Raw genomic sequence first — 13,191 nt, 5'->3', positions numbered from 1 at the left:
GGCGGCGCCGACTGGCAGGTTCCGCGCACTCTTAGTCTCAGTTGATGCCTTCGCTTGAGCCCCCGGCTTGACGGGCACGGGTTCGGAACGCGCATGGCCTTTACTTTGGCGACCTGGAACATCAATTCGGTCAGGCTCCGCATGCCATTGGTCGAGCAGCTGATTGCAGAGCGCAATCCCGACATCATCTGCCTTCAGGAAACCAAATGTCCGGACGACCTGTTTCCGGCGGCCGCTTTCCGCAAACTGGGTTACGAGCACATCGCCATCCATGGGCAGAAGGGCTACCATGGGGTCGCCACGGTCGCCCGGCGGCCGATCGAGATCGTGGAAAAGCGTCGTTTCTGCGAGATCGAGGACAGCCGGCATATCTCTGTGCGTTTCGAAGCCGGCGGCAGGAAGATCTTGCTCCACAATTTCTACGTGCCGGCCGGGGGCGACGAACCCAATCCCCAAATCAACCCGAAGTTCCGGCACAAACTCGATTTCGTTCAGGAGATGAATGCCGTCCGCGCCGACGAAAACGACGGCGCGGGCTCGATCCTGGTGGGAGATCTCAACATCGCTCCGCTCGAACACGACGTCTGGTCACACAAGCAGTTGCTCAACGTCGTCAGCCACACGCCGGTCGAGACAGAGAGTTTCGAGGCGATGCGCAAGCAGGGTGCCTGGGCCGATCTGATGCGTTTGAATGTGCCCGCAGAGCAGAAGATCTATACTTGGTGGAGCTATCGAGCCGCCGATTGGCAGGCCTCGAATCGCGGCCGCCGCCTCGACCACATCTGGTCCTCGAACAACCTCGTGCCAGCCTTCACGGGATATGAGATCCTGCGCGATGCACGCGGTTGGGAACGCCCATCCGATCATGTACCGGTGATTGCGCGCTTCGATCTGTAAGAGGCGTCTAGGCGTTCGCCGCTTGCCATTCGGGGCGCAGAAGCGACATCACCAACTCATCGCGATGTTCGCCGCCGAAATAGGCGCTGCCGCGCGATATGCCCTCAGCCTGGAAGCCGATTGCCTCATACATGCGACGGGCGCGCAGATTGTCCGGAAACAGGCCGATGACCAGGCGATGGACATTAGTCACCTCGAAGGCATGGGAAACGACGGCGGCGAGCAGGCGTCGTCCCTGACCCCTGGCCCGGATTGACGACGGCAACGCGGCGCACAAGCGTCGTACGCTCGGCCGCGTTCCAGAAACGCAGCATGGCGAAACCGATCGGTTTCGGACCGTCATATCCGAGGAAATAGGCGTGGCTGCCGTCGACGAGGGCATCGCGGTGCCGCTGCTCCTCCCAGCGCCCGACAAGCCGGTCGTATCCATCCAGCCGTTCGGTGGCCATGATGAATGGCAGATCGTCAGCGCCGCCGCGAACGAGATGAAAAGTCGCGCTCATAGGTGTTTCCATTGGGCCTACCCACCGAAGCGCGGCGCCAGGCCCTCGATGCGCTCGATCAGCGCCTGCAATTCTTTGACGATGCGCTGGTGCAATTGTACGGCAAGATCGGGGTATTCCTCGAGAATGCGCCGGAACATCTTGCGGTTCAGGCGCAGAACCTGAGAATCGATGGCTGCAGACGCGCTGGTCAGGCGTTTTGTATCGGCGATCAATGCCAGCTCGCCGAGGATCGCGCCGGGTCCGGCAGTGCCGATGACGACATGGTTGCTGTCGTCTTCGCGATAAAGGGCGATGCGGCCACTGATCACGACATAGGCCGAATCCGCCTCGTCGTCTTCGCGATAGAGTTTCCTGTCCGCCGGCAGCGAAGTGGTTTCGGCGCCGAAGGCAAGCAGGCGCAGCTGTTCCGACGTGAAGCCTTCGAAGAGCCCCACGGCGGACAGGATGCGGATGTCGTCATCCAGCGCCATCAGTTATGTCCCCGGACCGACAGGTCATTCCCTCCGTTGCGCGACCCCACCCAAATCGCCATCCGGTCAACTACACTTAATTGACCAATAATATAGAGCCTTTAACAGAATCTGTTCGGACAGGGGAGCGGCGCGAGAAAAGCGGCTTTTGCCGGCTGCCCTGCCGATAACGAAACGGCCGGGAAATCCCGGCCGTTTACGAGACATGGGCGCGTTGCACCGCGTCAGGGAACCAGTTTGTAGCCGCCGCTTTCGGTGACCAGGATCGCCGCGTTCGAAGGATCGTTTTCGATCTTCTGGCGCAGGCGATAGACGTGCGTTTCCAGTGTGTGGGTGGTGACGCCGGAGTTGTAGCCCCAGACTTCCTCCAGGAGCACGTCGCGGGTCACCACTTTCTGTTCGGCACGATAGAGGTATTTGATGATGGAGGCTTCCTTTTCGGTCAGCCTGACCTTGCCGCCGCGCTGATCGATCAGAAGTTTCTGGCTTGGCTTGAAGGTATAGGGTCCCACCGTGAAGGTGGCGTCCTCGCTTTGCTCATGCTGGCGCAGCTGCGCGCGGATGCGGGCAAGCAGCACGGCGAAGCGGAACGGCTTGGTGACGTAGTCGTTGGCCCCGGCTTCCAACCCCAGGATCGTATCGGAATCGGTATCGTGACCGGTCAGCATGATGATCGGTGCTTTGTAGCCGCCTTTTCGCAGGATCTTCACCGCTTCGCGCCCATCCATGTCCGGCAGGCCGACATCCATGATCAAAAGGTCGATCATGCCGCTGCGTGCCGTCGCGACGCCTTTTGCCGCACTTGTCTCCTGCAGGACGTCGAATTCCTCATAGAGCGACAATTGCTCTGCCAGTGTGGTGCGGAGGTCTTCGTCGTCGTCGACAACCAGAATGGTGCGTGAAGTCATGGATCAATCCGTTGTTTCAAAATTACAAAATGATAGCTGTGTCGTCGACCGGCATCCGTGTATGCGGATGTTGTCGCCTTAAACAGCCGATCACGGTAATTTGTTCCATGACTGCATCATATCCGAAAAACCGTGCACGCAATGGGGCGGGCCGTTCTTTGCGCACAGGTCTTCGAACACTGGTGGTGCGGGCTCGTCCTGGAGATGGCACCAAGGGGCTGCTGCAGGCCGGAAACCTGGTTTTTCCATGCGCGTTGGGCAGGGGAGGCATCTCTTCAAACAAGCGTGAAGGCGACGGTGCGACGCCACTGGCGGCAATGCGCATTCTGTCCGGCTATTTCCGCAACGACCAGTTCGCCGGTGCGCGGCGTACACGACTTGTGATGATGCCCATCGGTCCGGACCTTGGCTGGTGTGAGGTGCCGGACGATCGCAACTACAATAGGCCGGTCAGGATACCTTATGGCGCCAGCCATGAGCGAATGAAGCGGGACGACCGGCTTTACGATGCCTGCCTTGTGCTCGACTGGAATATCGCGCCGCGCCGCCGCGGGCGCGGCAGCGCGATCTTTTTTCATCTGTCGCGGCCGGGCTTTACGCCGACGCAGGGTTGCGTGGCGGTGACCGCTCAGACCATGGCACGGCTGCTGCCGCTGCTGTCGAACCGCACGGTGATGAAGGTTGTGCGCTGAAGGGTAGGCAAAACCTCAGCGGCGCTTCGGCCGCTGGGGTGCTTGCCAGCCCAGATCGAGCAGACCAAGGCGCTGTGGTTCCTCCGCAACTGGGCGGGCAACGTCTTCGCGACGCAGACCGATGTCTCGCAGGTAGGAATCGGAGAGAGCTTCGGCATTTTGCAAGGGGAGCGATGCTGCGACGCGCGCCTGGCGCAGCCAGTCCAACACGGGCTGAATGCGGCTCGGCCGCAGCGGCTGGGATTTCAGGACAATCACGGACATGACGGTGTTCTTTCAAAGAGCGAAACCTTAAGTCTCGCTTGGCAATTTTTGACTGATCCCAGTATCTCTCGTTGAAATCAAAGAGGGAAACGAGTAGTTCTTGCTGGATCATCAAGGGGCGCTTGAAGATAGCCATGTCCCGCCTGCTGCCTGGAACCCGTGCCTTGCGGACGCTGGAAGCGGCAGGACGCCATCTCAATTTCACCCGCGCGGCCGATGAACTCGGGCTGACGCCTGCCGCCGTCAGCTATCAGATCAAGGAGATCGAGGATCAACTCGGCCTGGTCCTCTTCACCCGCACCAGTCGAACGATCCGGCTGACGGAGGCCGGATTGGCGCTCGTGGATGCCACGACGGACGCGCTGGAAACGCTCAACCGGGCGGTCGCCAAGGCAAAAAAACTGTCCCGTGGAACGGAGCAGCTGAAGGTGACCGCCAGCGCGGAATTCGCCACACGCTGGCTGTTACGGCGTGTCGATGGTTTCCGCAAGCTTCATCCTGACATCGATCTGCGTTTCGACATCACCTATGACGTGCGCGATTTCGATCGGGACGACGTCGATATCGGTATCCGCTTCGGCACGGGGAAATATCCGGGGCTCTGCTCCGCCCGGCTGTTCGAAAACGTCATCATTCCGGTTTGCAGTCCTGAGCTGTTGCGGCAAGGTCCGCCGCTCAACGAACCGCGCGATCTGCTCAAGCACACGCTGGTTCACATCGAATGGGTTCGCCAGGGCATCGTCTGGCCGAACTGGCGCATGTGGATGGCGGCGGCCGGCGTGGAGGATTTCGACGACAGCCGCACCGTGGTGATGACGACGTCCACCGACGCGATCGCGGCCGCCGCAGGCGGCAATGTCGTGGCGTTGGCCGATTTTGCCATGGTCGCCAACGATTTGTCGGAAGGCCGGCTGGTGCGGCCCTTTGAACTCGGCATCAAGGTGCCGCCGGAATTCGCTTATTTCCTGGTGTATCCGGAAGCTTCGGCGCAGGATGCGCGTATTGTCGCCTTCAAGGATTGGATCCTGGCCGAAGCGCATACGCCGTTGGCCGATGCTGCACCGCGACCTTGGGACGAATTCTAGCCGAGCGACTTAGGCTTCAGCGAAACGCCAGACAGTCGTACGCTTGACCTCGGAATCCTCCAGCGCCCGCGTTACCGGCACTTCATAGGTCGCCAGCCGCTCGAAGCCCGTCTTAGGCAGGTAGGCGCGGCCGGGATCGCCGACCAGGATGTCGGCCCCGCGAGCCTTCAGTACGGAGAACCACGGCAGGAGACGGTCGGCGAAAGGTTTTTCATAAAAGACGTCGCCGGCGAGCACCACGTCCCATCCGCTGTCGATGCCGATCTGGTCCTGATTGTCGAAGCCAACCGTCACGCCATTGGCCATGGCATTGAGGCGGATCGCGGTTTCGCAGAACGGATCGATATCGGCGGCCTGGGCTGAGACCGCGCCGGCTTTCATCGCCGCGATGGCGACCAGGCCGGAGCCTGAGGCGAAGTCCAGCACGCGGCGGCCGCGGATGACGTCTGGATGGTCGAGGACATAGCGCGCCAATCCCTGGCCGCCGGCCCAGGCAAAGGCCCAGAAGGGCGGAGGCAGCCCGATTTCGGCCAATTCTTCTTCGGTGCGCCGCCACAAATCATGCGCCTCGTCGGCGAGGCGCAGCACGATTTCGGGCACATGCGGCGGGGCCATTAGCGCCGTGTTGTCGAGAATGAAGCGCTCGGCGGTCTGCGGTGTCAGCGTCACGGTGCGGGATTGAGACCGCCCATGCGACAAACTTCCTTCCATTCCTCGGGCGTCACCGGTTGAACCGACAGCCGGCCGAGCCTTACCAGGGCCATTTCCGACAGTTTCGGGTTGTTTTTGATATCGGCCAGTGTCGGCGGGGTCGGCACATCGCGCACCGCGCGGATGTCGACGCACTCCCAGCGCGGGTCGTCGGTCGTGGTGTCATGATGCGCAAGCGCACAAACTTCGGCGATGCCGACGATGTTGAGCCCTTCGTTGGAATGGTAGAAGAAGCCGAGATCGCCGATCTGCATCGCTTTCATATTGTTGCGCGCCGCATAGTTGCGCACGCCATCCCACTGCGTGCCGGCCTTGCCCTTTTCCTTCAGCATGTCGAAGGAGAATTTGAACGGTTCGGATTTGAAGAGCCAATAGTTCATCGTGGTCCCTCTGCTGCCGGATGTATCTTTTGCCGTCTCAGGCTTCGGCCGGTTTGTTGAACACCCAGTTCCAGGGCTTGATGTCAACGCTTTCGAACAGACCCGCCTTGGCATAGGGATCGGCCGCAGCGACCGCTTCCGCGGCGGCAAGATCTGCAGCTTCGATGACGACAAGACTACCGTTCGGCTTGCCGTCGGCGTCGAGGAAGGGGCCGCCGAAGGCCAGCTTCTTGTCGGCATTCAACCCGTTGAGGAAGTTGACGTGATCTGGGCGCGTGTCGAGACGCACCTGGAGGTGGCCGGGTTTATCCTTGCAGATCAGTGCAAACAGCATCGTGGCTCCTCGGTCAGTTTCGGTTTAGTCGGTTTCCGTCCTCAGGGGCCGTGTCATCAGCATGGAGACGGCTTCCCCGATGGTGATGGCGCCTTCCAGTATGGCGGCGACGGCCGAGATGATCGGCGCATCGATGCCCTGTTCGGCGGCAAGGCGAGCGGCAATCGCCGCCGTCGGCACCCCTTCGGCCAAGGGGCGGTCGGCAAGCGACTCGCCTTGCCCCATCGCCAATCCGTAAGCGAAATTACGCGATTGCACCGAGGAACAGGTCAGCATCAGATCGCCCAGGCCGGAAAGGCCCATCAGCGTCTCCGGCTTGGCACCAAAGGCCGCACCAATGCGGCGCAATTCGACAAAGCCGCGCGTCACCATGGCAGCCTGCGCGCTGGCGCCGAGGCCCGCGCCCGCTACAGCGCCTGCGGCGAGAGCGAAAACATTCTTCAACGCGCCGCCGATTTCCACGCCGACAAGATCGTCGCTGGAATAGCAGCGCAGATTGCGCGCGGAAAACAGCGCGGCAAGCTCGGCCGCCAGCGCTTCATCGCGGGAAGCGACAACAACAGCAGTCGGCAGGTCCTTGGCAACGTCGGTGGCAAAACTCGGCCCGGACAAGGCAGCGATCGGATTGCCGGGCAGGATTTCGCTGGCGATGGTCGAAAGCAGTGCGCCGCTGTCGCGTTCTATGCCTTTCGCGCATAGCACGATCGGTATGACCGGCGCGATGTGCTGCCGAGCCTCGTTGAGCACCTGGCGCAACGACTGCGCGGGCGTGACGGCCAGAATGCAATCGGCTCCTTCAAGCGCCTCGGCAAGGGATGTGGTTGCCTCGATCCCCTGGTCGATGGCGATGCCGGGCAGATAGCGCGGGTTCTCGCCTTGGCGGATCGCCGCAGCTATTTCGGCATCGCGAGCCCACAATGACACTCTGTGGCCCGCACGAAGCATGGCCTGGGCCAGCGCGGTACCCCATGCTCCCCCGCCCAGGACGGCCATATGGCGGCCAACGGCCTGCGGTTCGCTCATGCCTTGGCTCCTCGCCTGCCTGACCCAATCACCGGCGCCGAAACCACATCGAGCGGCCAGCGCGAGCGCGGCACGAAATCGAAGGCGTTCTCTTCCTCGAAACCGGCATTCAGGCGTTCAATGCCCGCCCAGGCGATCATTGCCGCATTGTCGGTGCACAATTTGAGTGGCGGCGCGACGAAGCGGAAACCTGTCTCGTCGCAGAGTTCTTCCAGTGTCGTCTTGATCATCCGATTGGCCGCAACACCGCCCGCAACGACGAGAGCGGGCTGTTCTTCCTGCGGGAATTCCACCTTGAAGCGCATCAGAGCGCGCGAAACGCGGTCTGCAAGTGCATCGGCTACGGCAGCCTGGAACGAGGCGCAGATGTCGGCGACATCCTGTTCGGTCAGCGGCGCGATCGCCTGGGCGGCCTGGCGTACGGCAGTCTTCAAACCGGAAAAGGAGAAATCAGGCTGAGCGGAGCCTTTCATTGGTCGCGGGAAGGCAAAGCGGGCCGGATCCCCCTTCGCGGCAGCTTTCTCGACATTGGGGCCGCCCGGATAAGGCAGGCCGAGCATCTTTGCGGTCTTGTCGAACGCTTCGCCCAGCGCGTCATCGATGGTGGTGGCCCAGCGCTGGTAGTCGCCGACGCCGGCGACGCGCACGATCTGGGTGTGGCCGCCCGAGACCAGAAGCAGCAAGTAGGGGAAGGAAAGACCATCGGTCAGTCGGGCGGTCAGCGCGTGGCCTTCGAGATGGTTGATGGCAAGCAACGGCTTGCCGGCGGCACCTGCAATGGCCTTCGCCGTCATCAGACCGACGATCAGGCCTCCGACAAGGCCGGGACCGGCGGTCGCGGCAATGGCATCGATCTCGTCGAGGCTGGTGTTGGAGTCGGCAAGCGCGGCTTCGATGATGCCGTCCAAAGCCTCGACATGGGCGCGCGCGGCGATCTCGGGCACGACGCCGCCAAATGCCGCATGTTCGGCGATCTGGCTGAGCACGACGTTTGAGAGGATTTTCGGGGACAAGATTTCCGGCGCGGAAGTGCCCTCCAGCGCCACGACGCTGGCCGCTGTTTCGTCACAGCTCGTCTCTATACCCAGAACGCGGATCAATTCGCCGCAAACCTCGATGATTGCCCATGCGCCACTTCCCCGTTAGGAGAGGGCTGGATATCCGGAGCTCAGGCTCCGAGCCGGGGTTATCACGGACCGCGCTTGATGCAAACAACCTTGAAGATCGGAACCCGAGGCAGCCTGTTGGCGCTGGCGCAAGCGCATGAAACGCGCGACAGGCTGATGGCGGCGCATGGCTTGCCGGAAGAGGCGTTCGAAGTGGTCGTCATTTCGACCAGTGGCGACCGCATCCAGGATCGCCCGCTGTCGGAAGCTGGTGGCAAGGGACTTTTCACCAAAGAGATCGAAGAAGCGCTGCTCGACAAGCGCATCGACATCGCCGTGCACTCATCCAAGGACATGCCGACGATGCTGCCGGAAGGGTTGGAGCTATCCGCTTTCCTGCCGCGCGAAGACGCGCGCGAAGCGTTCATCAGCCGCAAGGCAGGCCGCATCGTCGACCTGCCGGCAGGAGCCAAGGTCGGTTCCTCGTCACTCAGGCGCCAAGCTCTGATTCGGCGCATGCGGCCGGACCTCGATGTCGTGCTGTTCCGAGGCAATGTGCAGACGAGGCTACGCAAGCTGGATGAGGGTGTCGCCGACGGCACCATCCTGGCTCTGGCAGGGCTTAAACGGCTTGATCTGGAGCATGTCGCTGCCGACGTGATGTCGCTGGAGTCGTTCCCGCCGGCTCCGGGACAAGGTGCGATCTGCATTGAAAGCCGTATCGGCGATGCGGAGACCGGCGTCCTGCTGACTGCGATCCATGATATCCCGACTGGGCAAGCGCTGGCCTGCGAACGTGCCTTCCTCGCGGCGCTTGACGGTTCATGTCGCACGCCGATCGCCGGCTACGCGACGGTCACAGGCGACAAGCTGGCTTTCTCGGGCATGATCCTGACGCCCGACGGCAGCGATGTCCGCGAAGTGGCGCGAAGCGGGCTCGGCAAGGACGCGGCTGCCATCGGCACCGAAGCCGGCGCGGACGTACGGGCACGGGCCGGCGCACATTTCTTCGACGGCTGGAATTGATGATCGTCCAGTCGAAACGGCGCTGAATGAAACGCGTGCTGGTAACCCGTCCGGAGCCCGGCGCCAGCCGAACGGCTGCGCGGCTGCGCGAACTCGGCTTCGAACCGGTGGTCCTGCCGCTTTCCGAAACACGCACACTGCCAGTCACCCTGGAAACGTCGCCCAATGCGATGGCTGCCCTCCTGGTGACGAGCGCCAATGCCGTTCGCCACACTCCGTCGAATGTGCTGCAGCAACTCGCGGACCTGCCTTGCCACGTCGTCGGGCCCAAGACGGCGGATGCCGCGCGCTCTGCCGGGCTTTATGTCGCCGAAACAGGATCGGGCGATGCCAGGCAACTGGCTGAACGGATCGCGCCCTCGCTCTTCGGCAGAACCGCGGGTTATCTGTGTGGTCGTGTCCGCTCTGCTGATTTCGAGGCATTTCTGGCCGAACAGGGCGTCAAAGTGCTGGCAATCGAGACCTACGACACCGTGCCGATCGACTATCCTGGCAAAGTGGCGGCGACACATCTTGCAGGCCAGCCGGTGGCTGCGGCGTTGCTCTATTCCGCCAAGGCGGCGCAGGCCTATTCGGCACTGGTGCAGCGGCCCGAATTGGCGCGTTATTTTGAGGAAACGCGTGTGCTGTCGCTCTCGGCACGTGTTGCGCAGGCTCTGAACGCCGGTTTTCCGAGCCGAATCGCGATCGCCGGGCGGCCGGACGAAGATGCATTATTGACGTTGCTCGGCGCGCCGGATTGAGGCTGCTTCATCATACCGCCCCTTTTCACAGCTTGGAGGTGTGGTAGACCGTTTTAGCCTGCCGCCTGACGGTCCGAACCATTTTGGGAGCCGAAGCATGGTCAAGACGCCCAAGACGCGCCATTCCAGGAGCCGTCGCGAACCGATGACGATCGATCTCGATCCCACCGATGTTTCGCGGGTGGAGGGAAGAGATCGTCCGGACAATGGGGGGCAACCGGAAGAGGTTGTGGGCACGCAGGCGGCAGTGGCGCGATCGGATTCGCCGAAGGAAGCGCCGACAGAAGCTTCCGAATCCGCCCCTCAGCCCGCGACCGCCGATGAGAAAGCTCCTCAATCCCACGGTTTCGATTATGATTTCGGCGAAAGCCATGACCAACCTCGAGCTGAGGCGATAGGGCCGAAAACCGCTCCGGAAGCAGCAAAGACCGGCGAGAGCGAGACGAGCGGGGGCTTCATGAACGGTCAGCCTGCCGAACCGAAACGTGGCGGGATCGGCACGCTTGCCGCCGGCGTGATCGGCGGCGTCGTGGCGCTCGCCGCAGCTGGCATTCTGCAGGCGGCCGGGCTGGTCGGTTCTTCCGATACAGCTTCGAACGGGGAAATTGCGGCGCTCAAAAGCGAGGTGGCTGCGCTCAAGTCGAGCCCCGTTTCGGACGTTTCGACGCAGCTTGCCGCAACCCTCGACCAGGTGAAGGCCGATGTCGCCGCGCTGAAGGCAGCACCGGTGACTGCCGGCCCTGGCGAAGGGCAGGTGAAGGCGCTTTCGGACAAGATTGCCGAGCTCGAAACGGCACTCGCTGCCTTGCGTAACGAAAGCGGCACGGCGGCCGTAGATCTCGGACCGCTGAACAGCAAGCTCACCGCCCTGGATACGCAGATGCAATCTGCACAACAAGGCACGGCCGCACTGGAAGGTCGTCTCAGCACCGTCGAGCAACAAGCCTCGCAGCTTGCCGGCAAAGTCGATGCCCAGGCTTCGCAACCCAAGATCGCGCTGGCCATAGCTGCTTCCGCTCTAAAGGCTGCGCTGGATCGCGGCGCGCCCTTTACCGCGGAACTGGATACGTTCGCAGCCGTGCGGCCCGATGCACCGCAGATAGCGATCTTGCGGCCCTTTGCCGAAAAAGGCATTCCGACCCGCGTCGACATCACAACCGGTGTCGACGATGCCGCCAACGCGATGGTCTCGGCAGCAACGCCGGTCGATCCTGACCAAGGCATATTGCAGCGGCTGCTGACCAGCGCCGAATCGCTTGTAAAGGTACGTCCTATCGGTGCCGTCGAAGGAAAAGGTGCGCCTGAAACCGTGGCGCGTATGGAAGTAGCGGTGAAGCAGGGAGACTACGCCAGGGCGCTTTCCGAATTCGATACGCTGCCGGAAACCGCAAAAACCGCCGGTGCCGATTTCGCAGCTAAGCTCAGGGCTCGGCAAGAGGCGGAAGCGGCGGTGAATGAGCTGGTGTCCGGCGCCATGAAGGGATGATGAGATGATCCGCATCCTCTTCTATCTCGCCATTATCTTTGCACTCGGTTTGGGTTTCGCCTGGCTGGCCGACCGGCCTGGCGAAATGGTCGTTACCTTCGGCGGGTACCAGTACCAGGTCAGCTTGATGGTGGCGGCGGTTGCAGTCGTCGCTGTCGTTGCTGCCGTGATGATCACCTGGTGGCTGCTCAAGTCGGTCTGGAACAGCCCCTATGCGATCGCCCGGCACTTCCGTGTGCGCCGTCGCGACCGCGGCTATCAAGCGCTGTCGACCGGGATGATTGCGGCTGGTGCCGGCGACGGCGTGTTGGCGCGCCGCAAGACCAAGGAAGCAATCAAGCTGATCCGCTCCGATCAGGAGCCGCTGATCAATCTTCTCGATGCGCAGGCGTCGTTGCTGGAAGGCGATCACGACGGCGCTCGCCAAAAGTTCGAGGCCATGCTCGATGATCCCGAAATGCGGCTGCTCGGCTTGCGTGGGCTCTATCTCGAAGCCGAGCGCCTGGGCGACCGCAACGCCGCCCGCCATTACGCCGGGCGTGCCGCTTCGGTTGCGCCACAGCTGGCATGGGCCGCCGAAGCGACAATGGAGGAACTGGCCGCGCGAGGCGATTGGGACGGTGCGCTCAGGCTGGCCGATGCGCAGAAATCGAGCCAAACCGAGCGTGATGCGGCCAACCGGCGGCGTGCCGTGCTTTTGACCGCCAAGGCAGAGGCGCTGATGGACAACGACCAGGCCGCCGCCAAGGCGGCCGCGTTGGAGGCGAACAAGCTGTTGCCGGAATTCGCGCCGACGGCGATCGTTGCGGCCAAGGTGTTGTTCAAGCAGAACGACCTGCGCAAGGGCTCGAAGGTCCTCGAAACGGCATGGCGCGCAGAGCCGCATCCAGACCTTGCCGATCTCTACGTCCATGCCAGGCCGGCGGATGCCGTGCTCGACCGGCTTGGTCGCGCCCGCAAGCTGCAGGAGATGAAAAAGAACCACGCCGAATCCTCGCTTGCCGTGGCGCGTGCGGCACTCGACGCTCAGGATTTCGCGCTCGCCCGCCAGGAGGCCGAAGCGGCTATCCGCATGCAGCCCAGCGAAGGCGCCTATCTTCTTCTGGCCGATATCGAGGAGGCTGATGGCGGCAACCTGGGCAAGGTGCGCCAGCTGCTTTCGCAGGCGGTGCGCGCGCCGCATGATGCCGCCTGGACGGCCGATGGGATCACTGTCGAGCGCTGGGCGCCGATCTCACCGGTGAGCGGGCGAATCGACGCCTTCGAGTGGCGTGGACCGGTGGAGCGCGCGGGCAAGCTCATCGAATCGAATAGGCCGGTACCGGAGGTTGTGCCGCCCTCGTTGGAGGGACCCGCACGTGACGATGATGTCGTCGTGTTGGATGCCGAAACGGTTCCTTCCAATGGCGCGGAGACCGCCGCCGCGCCAGATCGATCCATTGCAACCAATACTGCGGTGGCCGACGAGCCAGTGCCGCATCAGCCTGACGATCCCGGGGTGACGCCCGAGGACGAGGCCGAGAAGCCGCGCCGTTTCCGTTTGTTTTGAAAAGCTGTGAC

The 13,191-nt window shown here is 62.5% G+C and carries 17 protein-coding genes; 7 read left to right on the top strand and 10 right to left on the bottom strand.

Annotated elements, in window-relative coordinates; genetic code table 11:
- Positions 1-93 precede the first annotated feature (93 nt).
- Positions 94-897 carry an exodeoxyribonuclease III gene (locus tag L4923_RS04630; protein ID WP_239362390.1) on the top strand — a complete coding sequence of 268 codons (804 nt, stop codon included), beginning with the start codon at positions 94-96 and terminating at the stop codon, positions 895-897.
- 7 nt (positions 898-904) lie between these two features.
- Here L4923_RS04630 and L4923_RS04625 read toward each other — a convergent pair whose 3' ends face one another.
- The 4 genes from L4923_RS04625 to L4923_RS04610 form a co-directional block, all read right to left on the bottom strand.
- Positions 905-1,162, bottom strand: coding sequence for a GNAT family N-acetyltransferase (locus L4923_RS04625; protein WP_239362388.1), 258 nt, complete (start codon positions 1,160-1,162; stop codon positions 905-907).
- Positions 1,083-1,400 (bottom strand): hypothetical protein, encoded by a 318-nt coding sequence (locus L4923_RS04620; RefSeq protein ID WP_239362387.1) that lies wholly within the window; start codon positions 1,398-1,400, stop codon positions 1,083-1,085. The genes L4923_RS04625 and L4923_RS04620 overlap by 80 nt, the downstream gene beginning before the upstream one ends.
- 17 nt (positions 1,401-1,417) lie before the next feature.
- Positions 1,418-1,873 (bottom strand): cyclic nucleotide-binding domain-containing protein, encoded by a 456-nt coding sequence (locus L4923_RS04615; protein WP_239362386.1) that lies wholly within the window; start codon positions 1,871-1,873, stop codon positions 1,418-1,420.
- A 224-nt stretch (positions 1,874-2,097) separates the two neighbouring features.
- Positions 2,098-2,781 carry a response regulator transcription factor gene (locus L4923_RS04610; RefSeq protein WP_239362385.1) on the bottom strand — a complete coding sequence of 228 codons (684 nt, stop codon included), beginning with the start codon at positions 2,779-2,781 and terminating at the stop codon, positions 2,098-2,100.
- A gap of 107 nt (positions 2,782-2,888) precedes the next feature.
- On the opposite strand from L4923_RS04610, the gene L4923_RS04605 reads away from it, so the two are divergent.
- Positions 2,889-3,473 carry a L,D-transpeptidase family protein gene (locus L4923_RS04605; protein WP_239362384.1) on the top strand — a complete coding sequence of 195 codons (585 nt, stop codon included), beginning with the start codon at positions 2,889-2,891 and terminating at the stop codon, positions 3,471-3,473.
- Between the two features lie 15 nt (positions 3,474-3,488).
- Here L4923_RS04605 and L4923_RS04600 read toward each other — a convergent pair whose 3' ends face one another.
- Complete coding sequence (locus tag L4923_RS04600; RefSeq protein WP_239362383.1) at positions 3,489-3,737, bottom strand: hypothetical protein; 249 nt, start codon at positions 3,735-3,737, stop codon at positions 3,489-3,491.
- 134 nt (positions 3,738-3,871) lie between these two features.
- Between L4923_RS04600 and L4923_RS04595 the strand changes: the two genes are divergently transcribed.
- A complete protein-coding gene (locus L4923_RS04595) occupies positions 3,872-4,822 on the top strand; it encodes a LysR substrate-binding domain-containing protein (RefSeq protein WP_239362382.1) in 951 nt (316 codons plus the stop codon).
- Positions 4,823-4,831: 9 nt separating this feature from the next.
- Here the strand turns inward: L4923_RS04595 and L4923_RS04590 are convergent, their stop codons facing one another.
- From L4923_RS04590 to tsaD, 5 genes are read right to left on the bottom strand one after another with little or no spacing between them, the layout of a single operon-like run.
- Positions 4,832-5,437, bottom strand: a complete 606-nt coding sequence (locus L4923_RS04590; RefSeq protein ID WP_239362482.1) for a class I SAM-dependent methyltransferase — start codon at positions 5,435-5,437, stop codon at positions 4,832-4,834.
- 50 nt (positions 5,438-5,487) lie between these two features.
- The gene (locus L4923_RS04585; RefSeq protein ID WP_239362381.1) at positions 5,488-5,913 is read right to left on the bottom strand and encodes an EVE domain-containing protein; all 426 of its coding nucleotides are present in this window, start codon (positions 5,911-5,913) and stop codon (positions 5,488-5,490) included.
- A 37-nt stretch (positions 5,914-5,950) separates the two neighbouring features.
- The gene (locus L4923_RS04580; protein ID WP_239362380.1) at positions 5,951-6,247 is read right to left on the bottom strand and encodes a YciI-like protein; all 297 of its coding nucleotides are present in this window, start codon (positions 6,245-6,247) and stop codon (positions 5,951-5,953) included.
- A 24-nt stretch (positions 6,248-6,271) separates the two neighbouring features.
- On the bottom strand, positions 6,272-7,270 hold the full coding sequence (locus tag L4923_RS04575; protein ID WP_239362377.1) for an NAD(P)H-dependent glycerol-3-phosphate dehydrogenase: 999 nt from the start codon (positions 7,268-7,270) through the stop codon (positions 6,272-6,274).
- Positions 7,267-8,370, bottom strand: a complete 1,104-nt coding sequence (gene tsaD, locus L4923_RS04570) for a tRNA (adenosine(37)-N6)-threonylcarbamoyltransferase complex transferase subunit TsaD (protein ID WP_239362374.1) — start codon at positions 8,368-8,370, stop codon at positions 7,267-7,269. The genes L4923_RS04575 and tsaD overlap by 4 nt, the downstream gene beginning before the upstream one ends.
- Positions 8,371-8,475: 105 nt before the next feature.
- Here tsaD and hemC point away from each other — a divergent pair, with 105 nt between their 5' ends.
- From hemC to L4923_RS04550, 4 genes are all read left to right on the top strand, one after another.
- Positions 8,476-9,402: a hydroxymethylbilane synthase gene (gene hemC, locus L4923_RS04565; RefSeq protein WP_239362373.1), complete on the top strand. Its 927-nt coding sequence runs from the start codon at positions 8,476-8,478 to the stop codon at positions 9,400-9,402.
- 26 nt (positions 9,403-9,428) lie between these two features.
- Positions 9,429-10,145 (top strand): uroporphyrinogen-III synthase, encoded by a 717-nt coding sequence (locus L4923_RS04560; protein WP_239362372.1) that lies wholly within the window; start codon positions 9,429-9,431, stop codon positions 10,143-10,145.
- 97 nt (positions 10,146-10,242) lie between these two features.
- Positions 10,243-11,631, top strand: coding sequence for a COG4223 family protein (locus L4923_RS04555; RefSeq protein WP_239362371.1), 1,389 nt, complete (start codon positions 10,243-10,245; stop codon positions 11,629-11,631).
- Between the two features lie 4 nt (positions 11,632-11,635).
- Entirely contained in the window at positions 11,636-13,180 is a 1,545-nt protein-coding gene (locus L4923_RS04550) for a heme biosynthesis protein HemY (protein WP_239362370.1), read from the top strand.
- The last annotated feature ends 11 nt before the right edge of the window (positions 13,181-13,191 follow it).

It is taken from the genome of Terribium retamae (assembly GCF_022347545.1).
Taxonomy (GTDB): Bacteria; Pseudomonadota; Alphaproteobacteria; order Rhizobiales; family Rhizobiaceae; genus Mesorhizobium; species Mesorhizobium retamae.
Note: the sequence above shows the minus strand (reverse complement) of the source record. Positions and strands in the feature narration are given on the sequence as shown.